The following is a 17,675-nucleotide window of genomic DNA, read 5'->3' on the forward strand; positions in this document are numbered from 1 at the left end:
TATTTTGACTCTTCAACCCATCGAACTCTTAGCCCCTGGCGGAGATGTAACCGCCATAAAAGCAGCTATTTTAGCTGGTGCCAATGCCATTTACTGTGGACTTGATAAATTCAATGCCAGAAATAGAGCTGCAAATATCAGCCTGGAAGATTTAAAAGGCCTTCTCCATCTGGCACATCAGAATGATTGTAAAATCTTTCTTACCCTAAATATTCTTATTCTCGAAAATGAGATAAATTCTCTAATTTCATTATTGAATAAATTAGTGAATACTTCCATCGATGGCTTAATTATTCAAGATATTGGGCTATTATATATTTTGAAGAAGCATTTCCCTGATTTTGAGATCCACGCCTCCACACAAATGACCACCCATAACAAAGGTCAGATTCAGTTTCTAGAAAAACTAGGAGTAAAACGAGTGAATTTATCCCGTGAAATGAATATGGAGGAGATTAAACCTCTCACTGCTTTTGGTATAGAAAGAGGCGTTTCCACCGAAGTGTTCGTCCATGGTTCTAATTGTATTTCCTTTTCAGGACTCTGCTATATGAGTTCGGTACAAAATGGCAATTCTGGAAATAGAGGAAGGTGTAGTCAACCCTGCAGAGATGCTTACCAAATAACTCCTGCAGGCAAAGATTATCCTTTAAATATGAAAGATAACTCTGCTTATTTCGATGCCAAAGAACTGATAGAAGCGGGAGTGGCTTCTGTAAAAATAGAAGGCAGAATAAAGAAAGCGGATTATGTTTTTACGGTGGTAGATACTTGGCGAAAGCAAATTGATTCCATCCTTAAAAAGCAAGAGTTAATCCATGATAATAGCCAGCTTTATAAAGTCTTCAATCGCGATTTTTCCAATTCCTATTTAAGCGGGAATATTGGCTCTGAAATGTTTATTGATAGTCCAAGAGATTATAGTGTTCTACATTTGGCCAACAAAAATCAAATCTCCTCAATAGCAGAATTAGAGGAGGCTTCATTGCTTCTATATCAGGAGAAGGATGAGCTAAAATTAGCGGTGGAAGAGCAGATGAGGAAACTTAGTATTGAAAAGCCTGAGCTTGAAATCCACATATCGGGAGAAGTAAATACACCTTTACATGTTCAACTTATTTTTGAGAAAGACTGCATCGGCTTAGAATCTTCCGTTTTGCTCAAAGACTATGGCAAAGAGCCCCTTAGTAGAGATGTGATTTGGAAAAGATTCAAAACCATTGAAGATACAGAATATCATTTGAAAGACTTGGACTTATCCAAGCTACAAAACAAAACCTATCTTCCATATCAAGATCTCACCAAACTCAAAAAACGAATTTTATTTTATTTAAATGGAAATAGGGAATGGAAAGAAGCCATTCAAATTCCCAAACTAAATAAATCTATTGAAGCTCCTGACCTTCCTTCACTTTCTGTGATAATTTGCTCTAAAGAGGATGCTCATTTGTCACAGAATAAAGAAGTAATAGTATATTTTGAATTGCCCAATTGTTTTGAAGAGACTGCTGAGAAATGGGTGGCGTTTTTTAAAGAAAACGAGTCTCTGATTCCATATTTTCCAGCGGTTTTGATAGGGCGAGAATACGAATTTGCAGTTGAAATGCTTTTGCAATTAAAACCCAAACTCATCTTGACCAATAATACTGGAATAGCTTTTGAAGCTTATAAGAATGATATTCCGTGGATAGCTGGCCCTTCTTTAAATCTGGTAAACTCTTTTAGTTTATTGGTATTACAAAAGAAGTTTAATGCGGTGGGTGCATTTGTTTCCAATGAGTTAAACAAACAACAAATTCAGATTTTAAAGAAACAAACAGGCTTCAAATTATTTTACAGTCTATTTCACCCTAATATTTTAATGACTACTCGTCAGTGCTTATTTCATCAGGTTACCGGATGCGAAAAGCAGATCATTGATGATTCTTGTCTCTATCATTGTAGTAAAATGGCAAAAATCACCAATCTTAAATCCTCCGATTATTATATTGAAAAATCTGAGGGTAATTATCATAAAATTTATGATGAAAGTCATTTCTTGAATTTAAAGATTGTAAATGATATTCCACATCTTTTTGATGGATTCTCCATTGACTTGAAAGATATAAATACCCAAACAAAAATGGAGGAATCTAAAGAAATGATTATTGAACAGTTTCAAAGTCTTGTAAAAGGAGAGAAAGAAATTGTAGACGAGTTAAAATCAAAATATGCCCCATTCTCTTGTTTTTCCTATATCAAAGGAATCTAGCTCAACCAAGTCTATTTTGCTACTCAAGCTTAACAAATTTATTATCCGATTGATAAAATACAAAAGATTCAATTGATTCTTTTATATAATAAGTGGGAAATATTTTCGCTTAAGCATGCTCACTTAAAAACCTCACTTTGTAAGCAACAATAACACTTATACAAGAAGTCAAGCTCAACCGGATTTGCAATCCGATTAATAAATACTAAGATTTTTCAATTTCCCCAGCTTAAGAAGAGGAAAATATTCTCACTCAATAGGTCTAGTCATCATAAATTCCATCTAAAATGACATTATCTCAGTAAGATTCAAAGGAAAAATAAGTATCATCCAACCTTGTTTGGGATCATTCTAATAAATCTTATAAATTCCCCATTTATCAAGAAAATCTGTTTCGTGGAATGATTATTTCCCTATTTTTGATTACTTATAATAATCTTACACGCAATGCAAAAGAAAACCAAAGTAGACCCCAGTTATTTGGATGCCTTGATTCCCGTCATATTCCTCATAGGATTATTAAGCTTGGCAGTTTATATTTTTGCTGATGATGCCTCATGGGGACCCAATCAAATAGCATTAACATTTAGTAGTTTGGTAGCTGCGGTAATTGGTTTAAAAAATGGACATACTTGGGATGACATCAGTAATGGAGTTGTAAAAAGCATAAGCCAAGCCATGGGAGCCATTTTTATTCTCTTGGCAGTTGGGGCTTTAATCGGTACTTGGGTAATGAGCGGTACTGTGACCACCATGATTTACTATGGCCTAAAACTTCTAAATCCAGATATTTTCTATCCTTCAGTCGTTATTGTTTGTGCCATTATTGCTGGAAGCATTGGAAGCTCTTGGACAACAGTCGGAACCATTGGTGTGGGCATGATTGGTATTGCTCATGGCATGGATATGTCAGTAAATGTAACCGCTGGTGCAATAATTAGCGGCTCCTATTTTGGAGACAAGTTATCTCCACTTTCTGATACCACTAACCTTGCTCCTGCCGTGGCTGGTTCAGATTTATATAAACATATTAAGCATATGCTTTGGACTACCATACCAAGCATCACCATTGCTTTGATCTTGTTTACAGTCATTGGATTGTTTTCTGGTGGCGAAGGAAATATGCTAATGAAAGATAAATCTCTAGCTATTATTGAAGCCAACTTCACTACCAACATATGGTTATTAACACCCATATTGGTTGTTTTGGTTTTAGCCATTGTAAAAATGAGACCATTCCCAACCATCCTCCTTGGAGCATTAGCTGGAGGGATAATAGCTGTTATCTTTCAAACCGAGCAAGTGATTCAATTTGTGGATAGAACAGATTTATCGCAACCTATGGTGATGATAGCTGGAGTTTGGAAGGCAATGTATACCGGATTTACCACAACAACTGGCGCAGCAACCTTCGATGAGTTAGTGAATAGAGGCGGAATGAATTCTATGCTAGATGTTATTTGGTTGATTTTATCAGCACTTATGTTTGGTGGCGTAATGGAAGAAACCGGAATGTTGAGAAAACTGGTTCAAGCTTTATTAAAAATGGTTCATGGAACAGGCTCCTTAATCGCAACAACTATTTTCACCTGTATGGGTGTAAACATCATAGCATCTGACCAATACATGTCTATTGTACTTCCGGGTAGGATGTTCAAAATGGAATATGAAAGACGAGATTTAGCCCCCGAAAATCTGTCCAGAACCTTAGAGGATTCAGGCACTTTAACCTCCGCTCTAATTCCTTGGAATACTTGTGGAGCATACATGTCAGGGACTTTGGGCGTGGCTACATTTGCTTATCTTCCTTTTGCATTTTTTAATTTAATCAATCCTCTCATAGCTATTATTCTAGCTTATTCTGGAATCTCCATTAAGAAGAACGATCAAAAAGAAAAACAATGAAAAAACTATTCAGACTTTTGTTCCTTTTCATTTTAGTTTCAGCATCTATTGTGAAAATACAAGCCCAAAACCGCCCTATTGATGAATTAAAACGAACAGATCGCTTTGGTGTAACTACCATGTTTTATTACACCTACCAAAACTGGACACCGGGTTCCAATAGCACAAAAGGGAGTTTCAAATTTGATAGCTTTAGAGTCTGGGCTCAAACAAATGTAAATAAGAAGTTTTTTGCGGCAGTTCAATATCGTTTTTATGAAGGCTGGCAAACTCCGCTATTTCTCTATATGGGCTATAATATTAATGAGAAAAATACTTTGCAAATTGGACAAACTTGGGTGCCATTTGGCTTCAATTACCAGCCGTATGACGATTGGGGAAACCTGGCCTACTATGTAGGTCTGCAAGATGATTACGACTATGGTATTACTTGGAATGGAAAACATGGCATATTAAATTTCCATCTGGGTTTCTTCAAAAATCAGCAATTATCATCCTCCTCTTCACATCGTTATGACACAGATATTTATTCTGGAGGGATTAATGATGGAGATATTATTCTGGTACCCAAGCATAATCAAGAAGTTAACCAATTGAATGCTCGCTTGGCCATTAAACTTTCAGGAAGCAATTGGTCTTCGGAGTTTGGGATTTCTGGAATGACAGGCCAGATTTATAATCAAACCATGGATGATAATGGAACACGATGGGCAGCAGCTGTTCATGCGGGTATTGACTTTGGCAGATTCCATTATAATATTCAAGGAACAAGCTATCATTACGATCAACTAATAGCCGATAGTATGCCTTCTTGTGCTAAAGACTTTATAAATGTATAGAGTTGGAATTTCGCCTATGAAATCCCTAGCCGAGCTAATATTGTTACTACTTCCTTTGCTTTTGATATTATTGAGGATAAGTTAACACCATTTATAGACTATAGTTATTTATGGGGAGGAAGCTCAGAAGCAGCTTCTCAATTATTTACTTTTGGAGCTCGTTCTCTATGGGATTCATTTGAGATATTTGCCCAAGCCATGTATGGAGAAAACGACCCCCAATTAAGTGGTAACTCTACAGGTTATGGACGCGATGCCCATACTTATGATTTCAGATTTGATGTGAGGTTGTTTTATAAACTAAATATTGTTTCTGAGAAAAATGTGGAAGCTCTTAAAAAGAAACTTAGTGAGTAAATCAAAGTGAATTAAAAATAAAGCAAGCGGAAAATATTTCCGCTTAAGCTTTCAGATTAAATATGCATTCTGTAAATAACAACTTGAATAGAACTCAAGCTCTATCTGATTTATAATCCGATTTATAAAACAATATTAATTCTACAGCTTTTCAATCTAAAAGGAAAACAATTCCATTTCATCTACTTAGGAAGACATCACCTCAGTAAGGACCTGTAAAGATTTAAGTTCAGAGAAGTTAGGTAGGTGAAACTGATAATATTGATGTAGCTTTTCCAATAACTGTTTTCTTTGTTCTCTAGAAATGATAAGTTCAGTTCCAAAGCTCTTATCCCTATTTAATTGATGAAAGAGCGCACTTAGAGGAGGGTGAATACTAATGGTTTCCGGCAGTCTTAAAGAAGTATATCTTCCTTCTTGCATATCGAAAATAGCTTGACGAGTAGCAAAGTTATCTGAGGCTTCAAAGCCTAAGAAGCGAGTAAAATGACTAAGAAACCAAAGGTGGAAATTATAATATTTCTCATCGGCGGTATCCAAATATTGTAAAGATTGAAAGATGAACTGAAACATATTCTCATTGGTTTCCTCCTCTCCAATAGCTTTATATAAAACTTCATTGAGAAAGATGACCATGGAAGTCTTATTCATTTCATAGGGGATGCTTGAGAAAATATGACCTGCTTTTACATCTTTAACATGTTGTATGTCTCGTCCAGCCTTTTCATAAACCACCATGTCTAATATGCTCAGTGGCTGAAATAAATTCATTGGAGTCTTAGATTTCTTTTTACGGACTCCTCTAACCATATAAGTTCGCATACCAAAAACCTCGGTAAACACCTTAACCACCAAACTACTTTCGGAGAATTTGGTGACTCTAAAAATGATTCCTTTGGTTTTTTCTATCATTATTAAATTGAAACGAGGTGATTTTTTTGTTGAAGATACTCATATCCTTCCATAATGCCCACTATGAATAATACAATATCAAGGCATAAAGGTAGGAAATAATCACATCAAAAAAAGCACAAAAACCCCGAAGACCGAAACCTTCGAGGTTATTTGAACTCAAATAAACAAAGTAAATTATTTTTTACTCGTTACCAGGTACGATCATCTTACCTTTATAATACAAGTCACCATCAACATAGTAAGCTCTGTGATAAACGTGAGCTTCGCCTGTAGTAGGGCAAATTGCTAACTGCGGAGCAGTTGCTTTATAATGAGTTCTTCTCTTATCTCTTCTTGTCTTCGAAATTTTTCGTTTAGGATGTGCCATTTTTCCTACTTTTTATATTTTATTATTCTTTATTTCAATTTCTTTAATGCTTCCCAGCGAGGATCAATCACCTCATCTTCGTCAGCATCATCTTGTTCATTGTAAGTTTCGAGAAATCCAGGCTGACAACCAGGCTCACCATCTTCCAATTCAGGATGAATCAGTCGCATAGGAAGGCTTAGCATAATAAACTCATAAATATACTGCTCTAGTTGTAGTTTATGCTCTTTTTCATCTAAAACCAAAATATTTTCGGCTTCTTCAAAAGTTTCGCGACCAAATTTCACGATAAGCTTATCTTCAACTTCAACAGCCTGAGTATATAATTCTAAACAACGATCGCATTCTACTTCCACTTCGCCAGCAATGCTAAAGTATACTTGCAACATCGTTTCCTGTTTATCTAGTTCCAAATCCAGTTTCAAATTACTGTCTTGAATCCTTGTATTCTCAAAAGTCTGAAAGAACTTTTTTCCAATTTCAAAATCAAACGAATGTAATCCGTCTTTCAACCCTCTAAAGGAAATATGATACTCCTTTATCTCATTCATAGCGTTCTCCTTCAAAATTCGGGCTGCAAAAGTAGAAATTAATTCTATGATTACCAAGCCCTTTTTTTCATTTATATCCATCAAAGATTTTCACTAGTATTTACTAGCAAAAACTGCCTTGAATCCTTTTTGTCAATTAATGCAATAACCTAAATATCCACTTATTTTCTAGTAAGAGCGAGCAAAAACAACTCTTTTTGCCGATGGATTTCCAGTATAAATACACTTTCCTCCCTCTTCTTCGCCATCCAAAGGAATAGCTCTGATGGTTGCTTTAGTTTCGTCTTTAATCTTCTGCTCAGTCTCTGGACTTCCATCCCAATGTGCATAAAGGAATCCACCTTTTTCAATTTCCACTAGAAATTCATCCCAAGTTTCCACATTACGAGAGTTCTTTTCTCTAAAGGCCAAGGCTTTGGTATAAAGGTTTTCCTGAATCTCTTCTAAAAGAGCTTCAATCTTATCTTCAATGCCTTCCATATCTATCACTTCCTTAGTCAAGGTATCTCTACGTGCTACTTCAACAGTTCCGTTTTCTAAATCACGAGGACCTACACCCAATCGAATAGGAACACCTTTGTATTCATATTCCGCAAACTTGAAACCTGGTTTATGAGTATCTCTACCATCGAACTTCACGCTAATACCTTTAGCTCTTAATGCTTTGATAACACCTTGAACTTTTTCAGTAATTTCGTCCAATTGCTCTTCCTTTCTATAAATAGGTACAATGACCACTTGGATTGGAGCCAATTTTGGAGGAAGAACCAGTCCTTTATCATCGCTATGCGCCATGATTAAAGCACCAATTAGCCGTGTAGAAACTCCCCAGCTAGTTGCCCAAACATATTCTTGTTTGTTTTCTTTGCTCAAATATTTCACATCGAAAGCCTTAGCGAAATTCTGACCTAAAAAGTGAGAAGTTCCAGCCTGTAATGCTTTTCCATCTTGCATCATGGCTTCTATACAATAAGTATCTAAAGCTCCAGCAAAACGCTCATTTGGTGACTTTGTACCTTTAAGAACAGGAACCGCCATCCACTTCTCTGCGAAATCAGCATAGACTTCTAGCATTTGTTGTGCTTCTGCCACAGCTTCTTTCTCTGTAGCATGAGCAGTATGCCCTTCTTGCCATAGAAACTCAGCAGTACGCAAGAATAAACGGGTCCTCATTTCCCATCGAACTACATTAGCCCATTGGTTTACCAAGATTGGTAAATCACGATAGGACTGTACCCATTTTCTATAGGTATCCCAAATAATAGTTTCTGAAGTTGGGCGAACGATGAGCTCCTCATCTAATTTCGCATCTGGATCTACTTCAATTCCATTCTCGCCATTTCTAAGACGATAATGAGTAACTACCGCACATTCTTTAGCAAAACCCTCCACATGAGCAGCTTCTTTACTAAAGAACGATTTCGGTATAAATAAGGGGAAATAAGCATTTTCGTGTCCAGTGTCTTTAAACATTTGATCTAATACTTTTTGCATATTCTCCCAAATAGCGTATCCATAGGGTTTTATTACCATGGATCCTCGCACTGCAGAATTCTCTGCTAGTTCCGCATGCTTGACGATATCGTTGTACCATTGAGAATAATTCTCTTCTCTTGTTGAAAAATTTTTAGCCATCTTTAATTGTGGTATAGTATTTGCTTTTTATATATTGCTTGCAAAAGTAAAAAATAAAATAACAGATTGTTTTTTATGTGAGTAAAATATTATATAACCCTGTTAAAAGGAGGTAATTATGAAAAATTTAAAAAATATATTAAGTTTCTTGAGCATTTTAGCACTCACATCTTGTGCTTCTTCTTATCAAGCAAGCTACGGCGAAGACGACATTTATTCCTATGGAACACCAAAACAGAAGACGGTTACCACTAGTCCTATGCCGGTTTCAAGCTCAAATGTCAGCCCTTCTGCAACAGTGATTAAAACCACTACCGGAAATAATAATAATCAACAGGTCACTTATTCTGATGTTTCTTACGAAGATCAGATTGTAGAAGTGGATGGAGAAACCTATTATGAAGATTCTTTTGAATCTGATGACTATTACGATTACGAATATGCATCACGCATTAAAAGATTTCACGATCCTGTTGATGGTGTAGCTTATTATGATAGTTATTATACCAACAGATATTGGTACGATTATAATCCATATAGCTACGGAACTAGTATTTATATGGGATATGATTATGCTTACCCTTATTACCAACCTCGCGTTAGTTTCAGTTTTGGTTGGGGATGGGGAAGCTCATGGTATTATCCTTATGGTGGCTGGGGTTATGCTCCATATTACGGTGGATATTATGGTGGATATTGGGGTGGATATTATGGCGGAAGCTATTGGTCTGGTTATAACCACGGATACTGGAACGGATACTATGCTGGTGGCGGATACTGGGGCGGTGGATGTCACAATCCTTGCGACGTAAACAGCTATTATTATGGAAGCAGAGGCCATTCTTCTAATTCTTATGGTTCAAATAGGAGTAACAATAGTAGAAGTGGATATGCCGGGAACAACAATAATAACATGAACAAAACTGGTGATGCCAATAGAAATATGGCCAGTAGTAAACAAGGACGTTCCGACAGAGATTTTAATAGTAATGCCAATAGAGGATACTTTAATAATGGTTCTCAATCTGCAAGTGGAAGAACAAACAGTACAAGTACCAGATCTTCTAATCGTAGAGACGCCAATGCAGGTAGTTCTGATAGAACAAACAGCACTAGAGTAAGCACAGGTGCTTCAGCAAGAATGGGGACATCTAGAAACAGTGCTAGCACAGCCTCTTCTAGTAGAAATGCAAGTTCAAACTCAAGCAGAGCAGCAACAGTAAATACTAACAGGACAACGAATCGCTCAGAATATAGCTATCAAAAATACCAAAATAGCCAAAGAAGTTCTGCTGCTAAATATACTCGTAATACAGGAAGCTCATCAAATGGTAGCTCTGCTAGAACTTCTAACAGCAGTTCTTATAGTAGACCATCCTCAACAAGTACTAGTAGCTCAACTGGACAAAGCTCCTCAAGATATCAAAAACCTAGTACCAGCCAAAATAGACAATATAGTAAGCCAGCCAAAACTTATTCCAGGCCTAGCTCTACAAGTACCAGAAGTTCTGGAAGTAGTTATTCTACTCCAACTAGAAGTACAAATAGTGGAAGCAGCAGTCGTTCATATTCCACTCCAAGCAGAAGCTCGGGCAGTAGCGGTTCTAGTGTAAGAAGCTCGGGCAGTAGCTCAAGAAGTAGTGGTGGAAGCTCAAGAAGCAGTGGTGGAAGTTCCAGAAGCAGTGGAGGAGGCAGAAGATAAGTCAAGACCCTTCTTGTTTCATCCCATCAAAATCAATTTTTAGATTTCATAAAATAATGACCATGAATTATAGTAAAATATTATTTATCATAGGAGGAATACTATTCTCCACTGTCCTTTTGTCACAGAATGCTCAGGATGCCTTAAGGTATTCGTCTACCAATACTGCGGGATCTGCACGATTTATGGGGCTTTCAGGAGCCATGGGTTCTGTGGGTGGTGACATTAGCACCATCAACTTCAACCCTGCTGGTTTGGGAATCTATAAAAGCTCAGAATATATTTTGGCTCCGCGATATTTATATAATAAAGCTGAATCTAGTTATGGTGGATATTCAAGCTCCGACAGAAGAGATAATTTTAATTATGGAATGGCAGGCCTAGTAAGTGCCATGCCCTTGTTTAGCCAACACGACCCAAATCCAACTGGATGGAAATACATGCAGTTTGGTTTTTCTTTTAACAGGATAGATAATTATCGCTCCGATATATTAATTCAAGGGGATTCTTATGGAGGATCTAAAGTATTTGAATGGAGAGATCAGGCCAATGGTAATCTTCCAAATAATTTAAACTTATTTAGTACTAATCTAGCTTGGGAAACCTATTTACTCGATACCGTAAATGGATACCCTAATCAATATGTGGCTGCCACACCGGCTGGAGGAGTCTATCAGAGTTATAATAGTAGAACAGAAGGATATAAAAACGAAATGTCTTTTGCCTTTTCTGGTAATTATAATGACAGGTTATTTATTGGAGCTAGTTTATCATGGTCTTTCCTCAACTATTTTAGTAGTGTTTATTTAAAAGAAACAGCATTAGAAAATCCTGCTCCTGGAGAGTTTGATAACTTTACCTATATAGAAGAAATAGGAACCAGAGGAAATGGTATAAATGGAAAATTTGGTTTAATTTATATTATAAATCCTATCATCAGAATAAGTGGTGCTATTCATACTCCAACTTGGTATTATCGAATGATCGACACCTATTTTTCGAAAGTAGAAAGCCAAATGTACGATGGTCAAGTTTATACCAAAACCTCCCCAAGTGGCCGATATGAATATAATATGAACACTCCATTTAAAGCCATGGGAGGCATGAGTATCTTTATTCAAAAAATGGGATTCATTAGTGTTGATTATATATACCAAGACTATAGTCAGGCCTATTTGAAATCGAACACAGATTCATTTTATGAAGAAAACGAAAATATCAAAAACGATTTCACAGCAACACATACCATGAGGGTGGGTACAGAATGGAGATTACAACCTTTCTTTGTTAGAGCTGGATATGCCTTCACCACCAGCCCAGTGAAAGAAGAAATTAATGATATTACACAGAATCAGTTTAGTTTTGGTTTGGGTTATCGCTCGGGACCATTCTTTATGGATGCTTCTTTTGTGCAGAAATATAATGCTCAAAATTACTATATGTACGGAGCCAATTATGTGAGCCCTGCCTACCTTGAAACAAAAACTAGTTTTTATAGTTTGTCTTTTGGGTTTAAATTCTAGACAAAGCAAAACTAATATATCATTTAAATAATTACAGCTATTCCTTTTCAATAAAGTGAATAGCTGTTGCTTTTATACCTATCCAGATCATGCCGTGCTTCTTCATTTGAAATCTATCGAAGGATTCTTGACTTATTAGCGTAGAAACCATGATTCCAATGTCCACCACCACTTCCATACCTCTATGGCTAGGAATAACTTCTACCACTTGGCCTTTGAAATTATTGATGATGCTGGAATCTATTTGTGATGTGGAAAGAATAACATCCTCACTTTTAAACATGGCAAAGCCTTGTCCTTTCGATAAGCCATGAGGAAGTTTCAGTTCAATTCTATTCTCAAGCATAATGGTCTTCTCATTAACAACCATAGAATTATAGAAATTCTTAATTCCAGAAAACTTGGCAATAAACTTAGATTTAGGTTTATGAAATATTTCTTTCGGACTACCGAACTGAACCAATTCACCTTGATGCACAATACCTATTTTATCTGCTAAAGAAACAGCCTCCTCAAAGTCGTGGGTGACATGAATCATAGTCATCCCCTCCGCATTAAGCCCACGCAAAAGACTTCGCATATCATCGCGCAATTGCACATCTAAAGAAGCCAATGGTTCATCCAAAAGCAAGCAAACGGGATGACAAGCTAAAGTTCGAGCAATAGCTACTCGTTGCAATTCTCCTCCCGATAAAGTTTCGGGCCAACGATTTAACAAATGATCGACTTGAGTTTTCTGAGCCAATCCCATTACAATTTTCTGAATAGCTGGAGCTTCCAATTTTCTAGTCTTTAAAGGAAAGGCAATATTATTTTTCACTTTAAGATGAGGAAAAACGGTATTGTCTTGAAAAACCATCCCCATATTTCGCTTCTGAATTTTTTCATGGGTAATGTTCTTCGAATCTAGAAATATCTCACCTTCGTCAGGATGAATCAATCCAGCTAGCATTTCAATTATCAAGGATTTTCCGGCTCCAGACTCTCCCAATAAAACTACATACTCTCCTTTTTCAATGGAGAAACTGATATGATGTAGCGCAAATTCCTCATATTTTTTGGATATGTTTTTAAGTTGCAGCATGATTTATCTCCTTGGTCTTTCTCTTGACAGCATTCTAAGTGCTGCAAAAAATATTAAACAAACTATAATAAAAACAACAGAAACGGGTCGAGCATAGTTTAATCCAAAAGCACCAAATCGTTCATAGATAAGAACAGGCGTAATCATTGGATGGTAGGCTACAATAACCACGGCACCAAATTCACTCATTCCTCTGGCAAACATTAAAATCATACCCGAAACTATATTTCTGGAAGCCAAAGGCAAAGAAATACTGAAAAACACTCGAGCAGGTGAAGCACCAAGGTTTAAAGCTGCTTTTTCTAATCGGATGGGAACAGCCACAAACCCATCGCGAGCAGCAGTAATCAAATAGGGGATGCTCACGAAAGCCATGGCAAGAGCAATGCCAATGGGATTCCCAACGAGACTAACACCAAAACGATCTGCCACTTGTCCAATAAGCGAATCTCGAGAAATAAATCCCAGAATAGCAATACCCGCAGCAGAATGAGGAATAACTATGGGTAGATCGATAATTCCCAAAACCAATTTCTTGGCAAAGAACTCTTTTCTAGCTAGGAGATAAGAAAGCGGTATGGCTGCAATAGCAAATACCAGAGTGGAAGCAAAAGAAACAGAAAGTGTTAACCAAATGCTTTGCTGTACTTCTTTATCTTGGGTAGTTTCGAAAATCTCTGCTGGAGTCGTGTTTAAGAACATTCCCAAAAGTGGTGCCACAATAAACATCAATGCTAATCCCCCTAGAGAGATGAGTATAAGATTTAAAATATTGAAATTGGTTCTCACTTTTTTAATGCTTTTTAGTTATTGTTCTATTAATGCAAATTCTTTTAGCTCTCTTGGAATATTCTCATAACTAGAGGAGGGTGATGGAACTAAAGATTTTTGTCCATTTTTCTCCATGATGGCCATACCCTTTTGTTTAGATAAAACAAATTTCAAGAATTGATGAGCTTCTTGGCTATTGGGTGCATCCTTTAATATGGTGATTCCATAAACCATGGCTTCCCCTTTTTTCGTAATAAATTCACCAGGTTTTTTTCCTGAAATTTCGGCAGTGGCTGTTGAATAAAAGCTATCTAAATCTGGGTTTTGCAGATTGATACTATCTGGCAATACCAAATATTTTAATCCATGCTGCTCTGCCACCGATCTATACAAAAAGATATAATCTATTACATTGGATTCTAAAAGACCAATGAGATCGGTTTCTTTAGGCCTGATATAGTTTTTGTCTTTCTCCACCAACTGCTTGGCCAGACCATTCTTTTGGTAATACTCCTCTGCAAGACTAGCCAAGAGCACCGTTCTATAGCCACAAGGATCAGAATTAGGGTCGGAACGTCCATAAGCAACCTCCTCTTTCATCAAGATTTCGTGCCAGTTTTTGGAGTTAATTTCTTTACTTAATCGCGATTGCTCATGATAAACGATGGCCATTTCATTACCAGCAAATTTTATATTCCAATCTGTGTAATCAGGAATCAATAAATTTTCTATCACTTTAAAATCTGCCGATGCCATAATATCACAAGGACGTTTTAAATCTGCAATTTTGCGTGCACATTGTCTGCTTCCAGCTGATTCCATTAGGATTTTCACCCGAGGATTTTCCTTTTGGTATTCTTCTGCCATTTGCTTAAAAGGCACCGACAAACTACCTGCATGAAAGATGATTAATTTGCTTTCATCTTCAATACTGCTTTGACAAGAGAATAAGACTATGACACTAAAAAGAATGGCGAATAGTTTTTTCATAAGGCTAATCTATTTTAAATTTTCAGAATAATAAATTGTATTAATACCTTTAATAGCTCTGTCCGAGAAGAAATCGAAACATGGGATAATTCGAAATATTCCTCCAGTTTCTACCTCAGGACGACAAATTAATAATAATTCGCCTTGGTCGTTTCTATTACAAATTTCGCTATAGGTGAACATGGCTCTATACCCATCATCGGCAGCAATAATAAAGATCCCCTCACGAATGGCTTTTGGAGTTTCCTCCATTACATCTGATAAATAAGCATTTAAACTCAATCCTGTAAAAGGATCAGTACTGTGCAATCCTCTGCCTCTTCCATAAAAAATGGTATGGGTTTCTATATTAGGATAATCAGCTGGATGCTCTTTTAATGTGGCCACTTTTTTATTCTCAATCATAAAATCACAAGTAGCTGAGTATAAAGGGAATTTACCTTTTTCCACTTCTAATTCAATAGGATAAGACTTTACGGTGATTTTTGTGGGGTTAGTGATATTTCTTTCCGTTAGTAAATCTCCTACTACCACTAATTTTGCTTCTGTGGGAAGCTCCCAAAGCGTCTTCGCCTTTGAAGGGACCACTCTACTTACCCTCGTGGCAATAATTATTTCATCTAAATGATTATTATAGTACAGCTCACCCCAACTAATGACCGTTTTCTCTCCTTTATCATTCTCAATTTCCACATATAAATCAACGATAGGTTTAAAACTATCTGCATTTTTCTTTTGCAATATCCTCTCATTTAAGATATCTTGAAGGGAATATCCATCATAACGAAAAGCACCAGTAAACATATTCCCATATTTCCCTAGGCGGGTTTCTTTTACCATAACCGAACGTAATGGTAGTTTAGAGAAATTAACAAATCCAGGATTAGAAACTTCGCCTAAAACTTCTATCTGATCACCAGGAAGTAATATGGTTTCTGAGTTGTCATAAAAATCGTTGGTAGCATCTGTAGAATCGATGGCCATTAAAGAAGTGGTTTCAGAAACTGCGTCTGAATCCTCACTATTTACGGTTTCATTTTTACAAGAATATGAAATCAATACCAATAAGAAAGCCAGGATTGAAATAGATTTAATTTTCATGTTTTGATGTTTTAATTTAATTTTTGCTTTGTGTTATACCGATGACTAATCAAAATGCCCCTTTAATTCCTTTTAGTCTTAAAGCCACTTTGATTATGTATCGGCATCAACCAATGTAACGAGCAAAATGATTAAATTTCATTTTGACGAACATTTGGTATAAAATGTGTTTTGCAAAAGTAAATTAATATCGAGTGGTAATCTAGTTCCTATCGCTTTATTTCTTATTTTTTTTCAAAGACGAATCTCGTTCATTAAGCCCTAATTTAGATCTACAGTCACCAACATATAGAGTGGGATCTGGTTCAAAAAGCAAGACTGTATATTTTTGACATGAAGGAATCTTTACTGATAATTAGGAGCCTATTGACTTTAAAACCATTTTCGCCTTCTAAAGTAAGTTAGCATTCCTAAAGCAACCAATAGAATGACTCCCCACATGATAAAATAGCTGTATTTAAAATGAAGTTCTGGAACATAATCGAAATTGGTTCCGTAAATCCCAGCTATAAAAGTAATTGGAATAAATACGACCGAGAAAATGGTCAAAAACTTCATGATATCATTAAGCTTACTACTTATTGTAGTATGATATATATTGAGCTGGTCAGATAATATTTCTCGATAGCTATCAGAAGAATCACTAGCATGATCAATATTATCAAGCAATTCTTTAAAGTGGATATATGAGCTTTCATTAATTAAATCAGACTCCATTTTCGAAAGCGCCAAAATCATTTCTTTGGCTGGTTTTATATTTTTCCTTAAAAAATTTAACTCCCTCTTGAAATTATTAATCTCATTAATCAAAGATTGTTTGGGTTCTATGGCCAGATCTTCTTCAAGGCTCTCAATTTTCTCACCCAAAACACTAATCACATATATATAATTATCAATAACAACATCAAGCAATGCAAAAGCCAAATAATCCGTTCCAGAACTTCTAATCCTTTTCTTTTGCTTTCTAATTCGCGCCCTAACAGGTTCAAAGACATCTCCTCTCCTCTCTTGAAAAGAAAAAAGTACCGATTTGGTAATGATTAAACTGAGGTTCTCAACAGAAATCTTATTGGTTTCATCATTTTGCTGAAGCATCTTAATAGATATGTATATACAGTTATGATACTCAACAATCTTAGGCCTTGTTCCAGTATTCATTACTTCAGCAAGAATGAGACTGTCAAGATCGAAGCCTTTTGAAATTTCTTTCATAACACCCGCATCATGCAATCCGTCCACATTTAACCAGGTGACTGAGTTTTTTTCTTGAAACCTTAATGCTTCTTGAACCTTATGGATTCCCTTTTCCTCTAAATTATTGGCATCATAATCAATGATTCGTAAAATGATTTCATCAGATTTTTGCCTACCTCTAAACAATAATTCATCAGGCGAAACACCAATTTCTTTTTTTTGTTTTTTTACAAATCTAGCCATCGTTTCTATTTATTTAATTATGAATTAAAAAGTAAAATCATAAATGTTTGAGTAAGTTTACAATAAAAGATTCTATATTCCCTTTAATAGCCTCCCCAAAATATCAGCCCCAGTAATAATGGGTCACATTAAAAACTATGGGGAATCCTTATCTTAGCTGACAAAAATTAAGTTTTGGAATTAACAATATTACAAGAGTTTTTACCCGCATTTATCTTAGATTATTTTGAGGTAAAAGAGTTTTACA

Annotated in this window: 15 protein-coding genes; 6 read left to right on the forward strand and 9 right to left on the reverse strand. The window is 36.1% G+C overall.

Features of this window, described 5'->3' with window-relative positions; all coding sequences use genetic code 11:
- Nucleotides 1–4: 4 nt before the first annotated feature.
- The 4 genes from HNS40_RS06095 (at nt 5) to HNS40_RS06110 (ending at nt 5,352) form a co-directional block, all read left to right on the forward strand.
- The gene (locus HNS40_RS06095; RefSeq protein WP_172278732.1) at nt 5–2,251 is read left to right on the forward strand and encodes a peptidase U32 family protein; all 2,247 of its coding nucleotides are present in this window, start codon (nt 5–7) and stop codon (nt 2,249–2,251) included.
- A 447-nt stretch (nt 2,252–2,698) separates the two neighbouring features.
- The gene (gene nhaC / locus HNS40_RS06100) at nt 2,699–4,156 is read left to right on the forward strand and encodes a Na+/H+ antiporter NhaC (protein ID WP_172278734.1); all 1,458 of its coding nucleotides are present in this window, start codon (nt 2,699–2,701) and stop codon (nt 4,154–4,156) included.
- On the forward strand, nt 4,153–4,995 hold the full coding sequence (locus tag HNS40_RS06105; RefSeq protein ID WP_172278736.1) for a hypothetical protein: 843 nt from the start codon (nt 4,153–4,155) through the stop codon (nt 4,993–4,995). Before nhaC ends, HNS40_RS06105 begins: the two co-directional genes overlap by 4 nt.
- A gap of 198 nt (nt 4,996–5,193) precedes the next feature.
- Complete coding sequence (locus HNS40_RS06110; protein WP_172278738.1) at nt 5,194–5,352, forward strand: hypothetical protein; 159 nt, start codon at nt 5,194–5,196, stop codon at nt 5,350–5,352.
- 186 nt (nt 5,353–5,538) lie between these two features.
- On the opposite strand, the gene recO is transcribed toward HNS40_RS06110, so the two are convergent.
- The 4 genes from recO to proS form a co-directional block, all read right to left on the reverse strand.
- Nucleotides 5,539–6,264: a DNA repair protein RecO gene (gene recO, locus HNS40_RS06115; protein ID WP_172278740.1), complete on the reverse strand. Its 726-nt coding sequence runs from the start codon at nt 6,262–6,264 to the stop codon at nt 5,539–5,541.
- A 184-nt stretch (nt 6,265–6,448) separates the two neighbouring features.
- The gene (rpmF, locus tag HNS40_RS06120; protein WP_172278742.1) at nt 6,449–6,634 is read right to left on the reverse strand and encodes a 50S ribosomal protein L32; all 186 of its coding nucleotides are present in this window, start codon (nt 6,632–6,634) and stop codon (nt 6,449–6,451) included.
- Nucleotides 6,635–6,663: 29 nt separating this feature from the next.
- Nucleotides 6,664–7,266: a DUF177 domain-containing protein gene (locus tag HNS40_RS06125; protein WP_172278744.1), complete on the reverse strand. Its 603-nt coding sequence runs from the start codon at nt 7,264–7,266 to the stop codon at nt 6,664–6,666.
- Between the two features lie 87 nt (nt 7,267–7,353).
- Entirely contained in the window at nt 7,354–8,820 is a 1,467-nt protein-coding gene (gene proS / locus HNS40_RS06130; protein WP_172278746.1) for a proline--tRNA ligase, read from the reverse strand.
- A 118-nt stretch (nt 8,821–8,938) separates the two neighbouring features.
- On the opposite strand from proS, the gene HNS40_RS06135 reads away from it, so the two are divergent.
- Together HNS40_RS06135 and HNS40_RS06140 are read left to right on the forward strand one after the other, a co-directional pair.
- Complete coding sequence (locus HNS40_RS06135; RefSeq protein WP_172278747.1) at nt 8,939–10,522, forward strand: hypothetical protein; 1,584 nt, start codon at nt 8,939–8,941, stop codon at nt 10,520–10,522.
- 62 nt (nt 10,523–10,584) lie between these two features.
- Nucleotides 10,585–12,045, forward strand: a complete 1,461-nt coding sequence (locus HNS40_RS06140) for a hypothetical protein (protein ID WP_172278749.1) — start codon at nt 10,585–10,587, stop codon at nt 12,043–12,045.
- 37 nt (nt 12,046–12,082) lie between these two features.
- On the opposite strand, the gene HNS40_RS06145 is transcribed toward HNS40_RS06140, so the two are convergent.
- From HNS40_RS06145 to corA, 5 genes are all read right to left on the reverse strand, one after another.
- Entirely contained in the window at nt 12,083–13,129 is a 1,047-nt protein-coding gene (locus tag HNS40_RS06145; RefSeq protein ID WP_172278751.1) for an ABC transporter ATP-binding protein, read from the reverse strand.
- Nucleotides 13,130–13,132: 3 nt separating this feature from the next.
- Nucleotides 13,133–13,918 carry an ABC transporter permease gene (locus HNS40_RS06150; protein WP_172278753.1) on the reverse strand — a complete coding sequence of 262 codons (786 nt, stop codon included), beginning with the start codon at nt 13,916–13,918 and terminating at the stop codon, nt 13,133–13,135.
- A gap of 18 nt (nt 13,919–13,936) precedes the next feature.
- A complete protein-coding gene (gene wtpA / locus HNS40_RS06155) occupies nt 13,937–14,890 on the reverse strand; it encodes a tungstate ABC transporter substrate-binding protein WtpA (RefSeq protein ID WP_172278755.1) in 954 nt (317 codons plus the stop codon).
- A gap of 9 nt (nt 14,891–14,899) precedes the next feature.
- On the reverse strand, nt 14,900–15,991 hold the full coding sequence (locus tag HNS40_RS06160; RefSeq protein WP_172278757.1) for a hypothetical protein: 1,092 nt from the start codon (nt 15,989–15,991) through the stop codon (nt 14,900–14,902).
- A 372-nt stretch (nt 15,992–16,363) separates the two neighbouring features.
- Entirely contained in the window at nt 16,364–17,428 is a 1,065-nt protein-coding gene (gene corA / locus HNS40_RS06165; RefSeq protein WP_172278759.1) for a magnesium/cobalt transporter CorA, read from the reverse strand.
- Between the last annotated feature and the right edge of the window lie 247 nt (nt 17,429–17,675).

Source organism: Lentimicrobium sp. S6, from assembly GCF_013166635.1.
Lineage (GTDB): Bacteria > Bacteroidota > Bacteroidia > Bacteroidales > UBA12170 > UBA12170.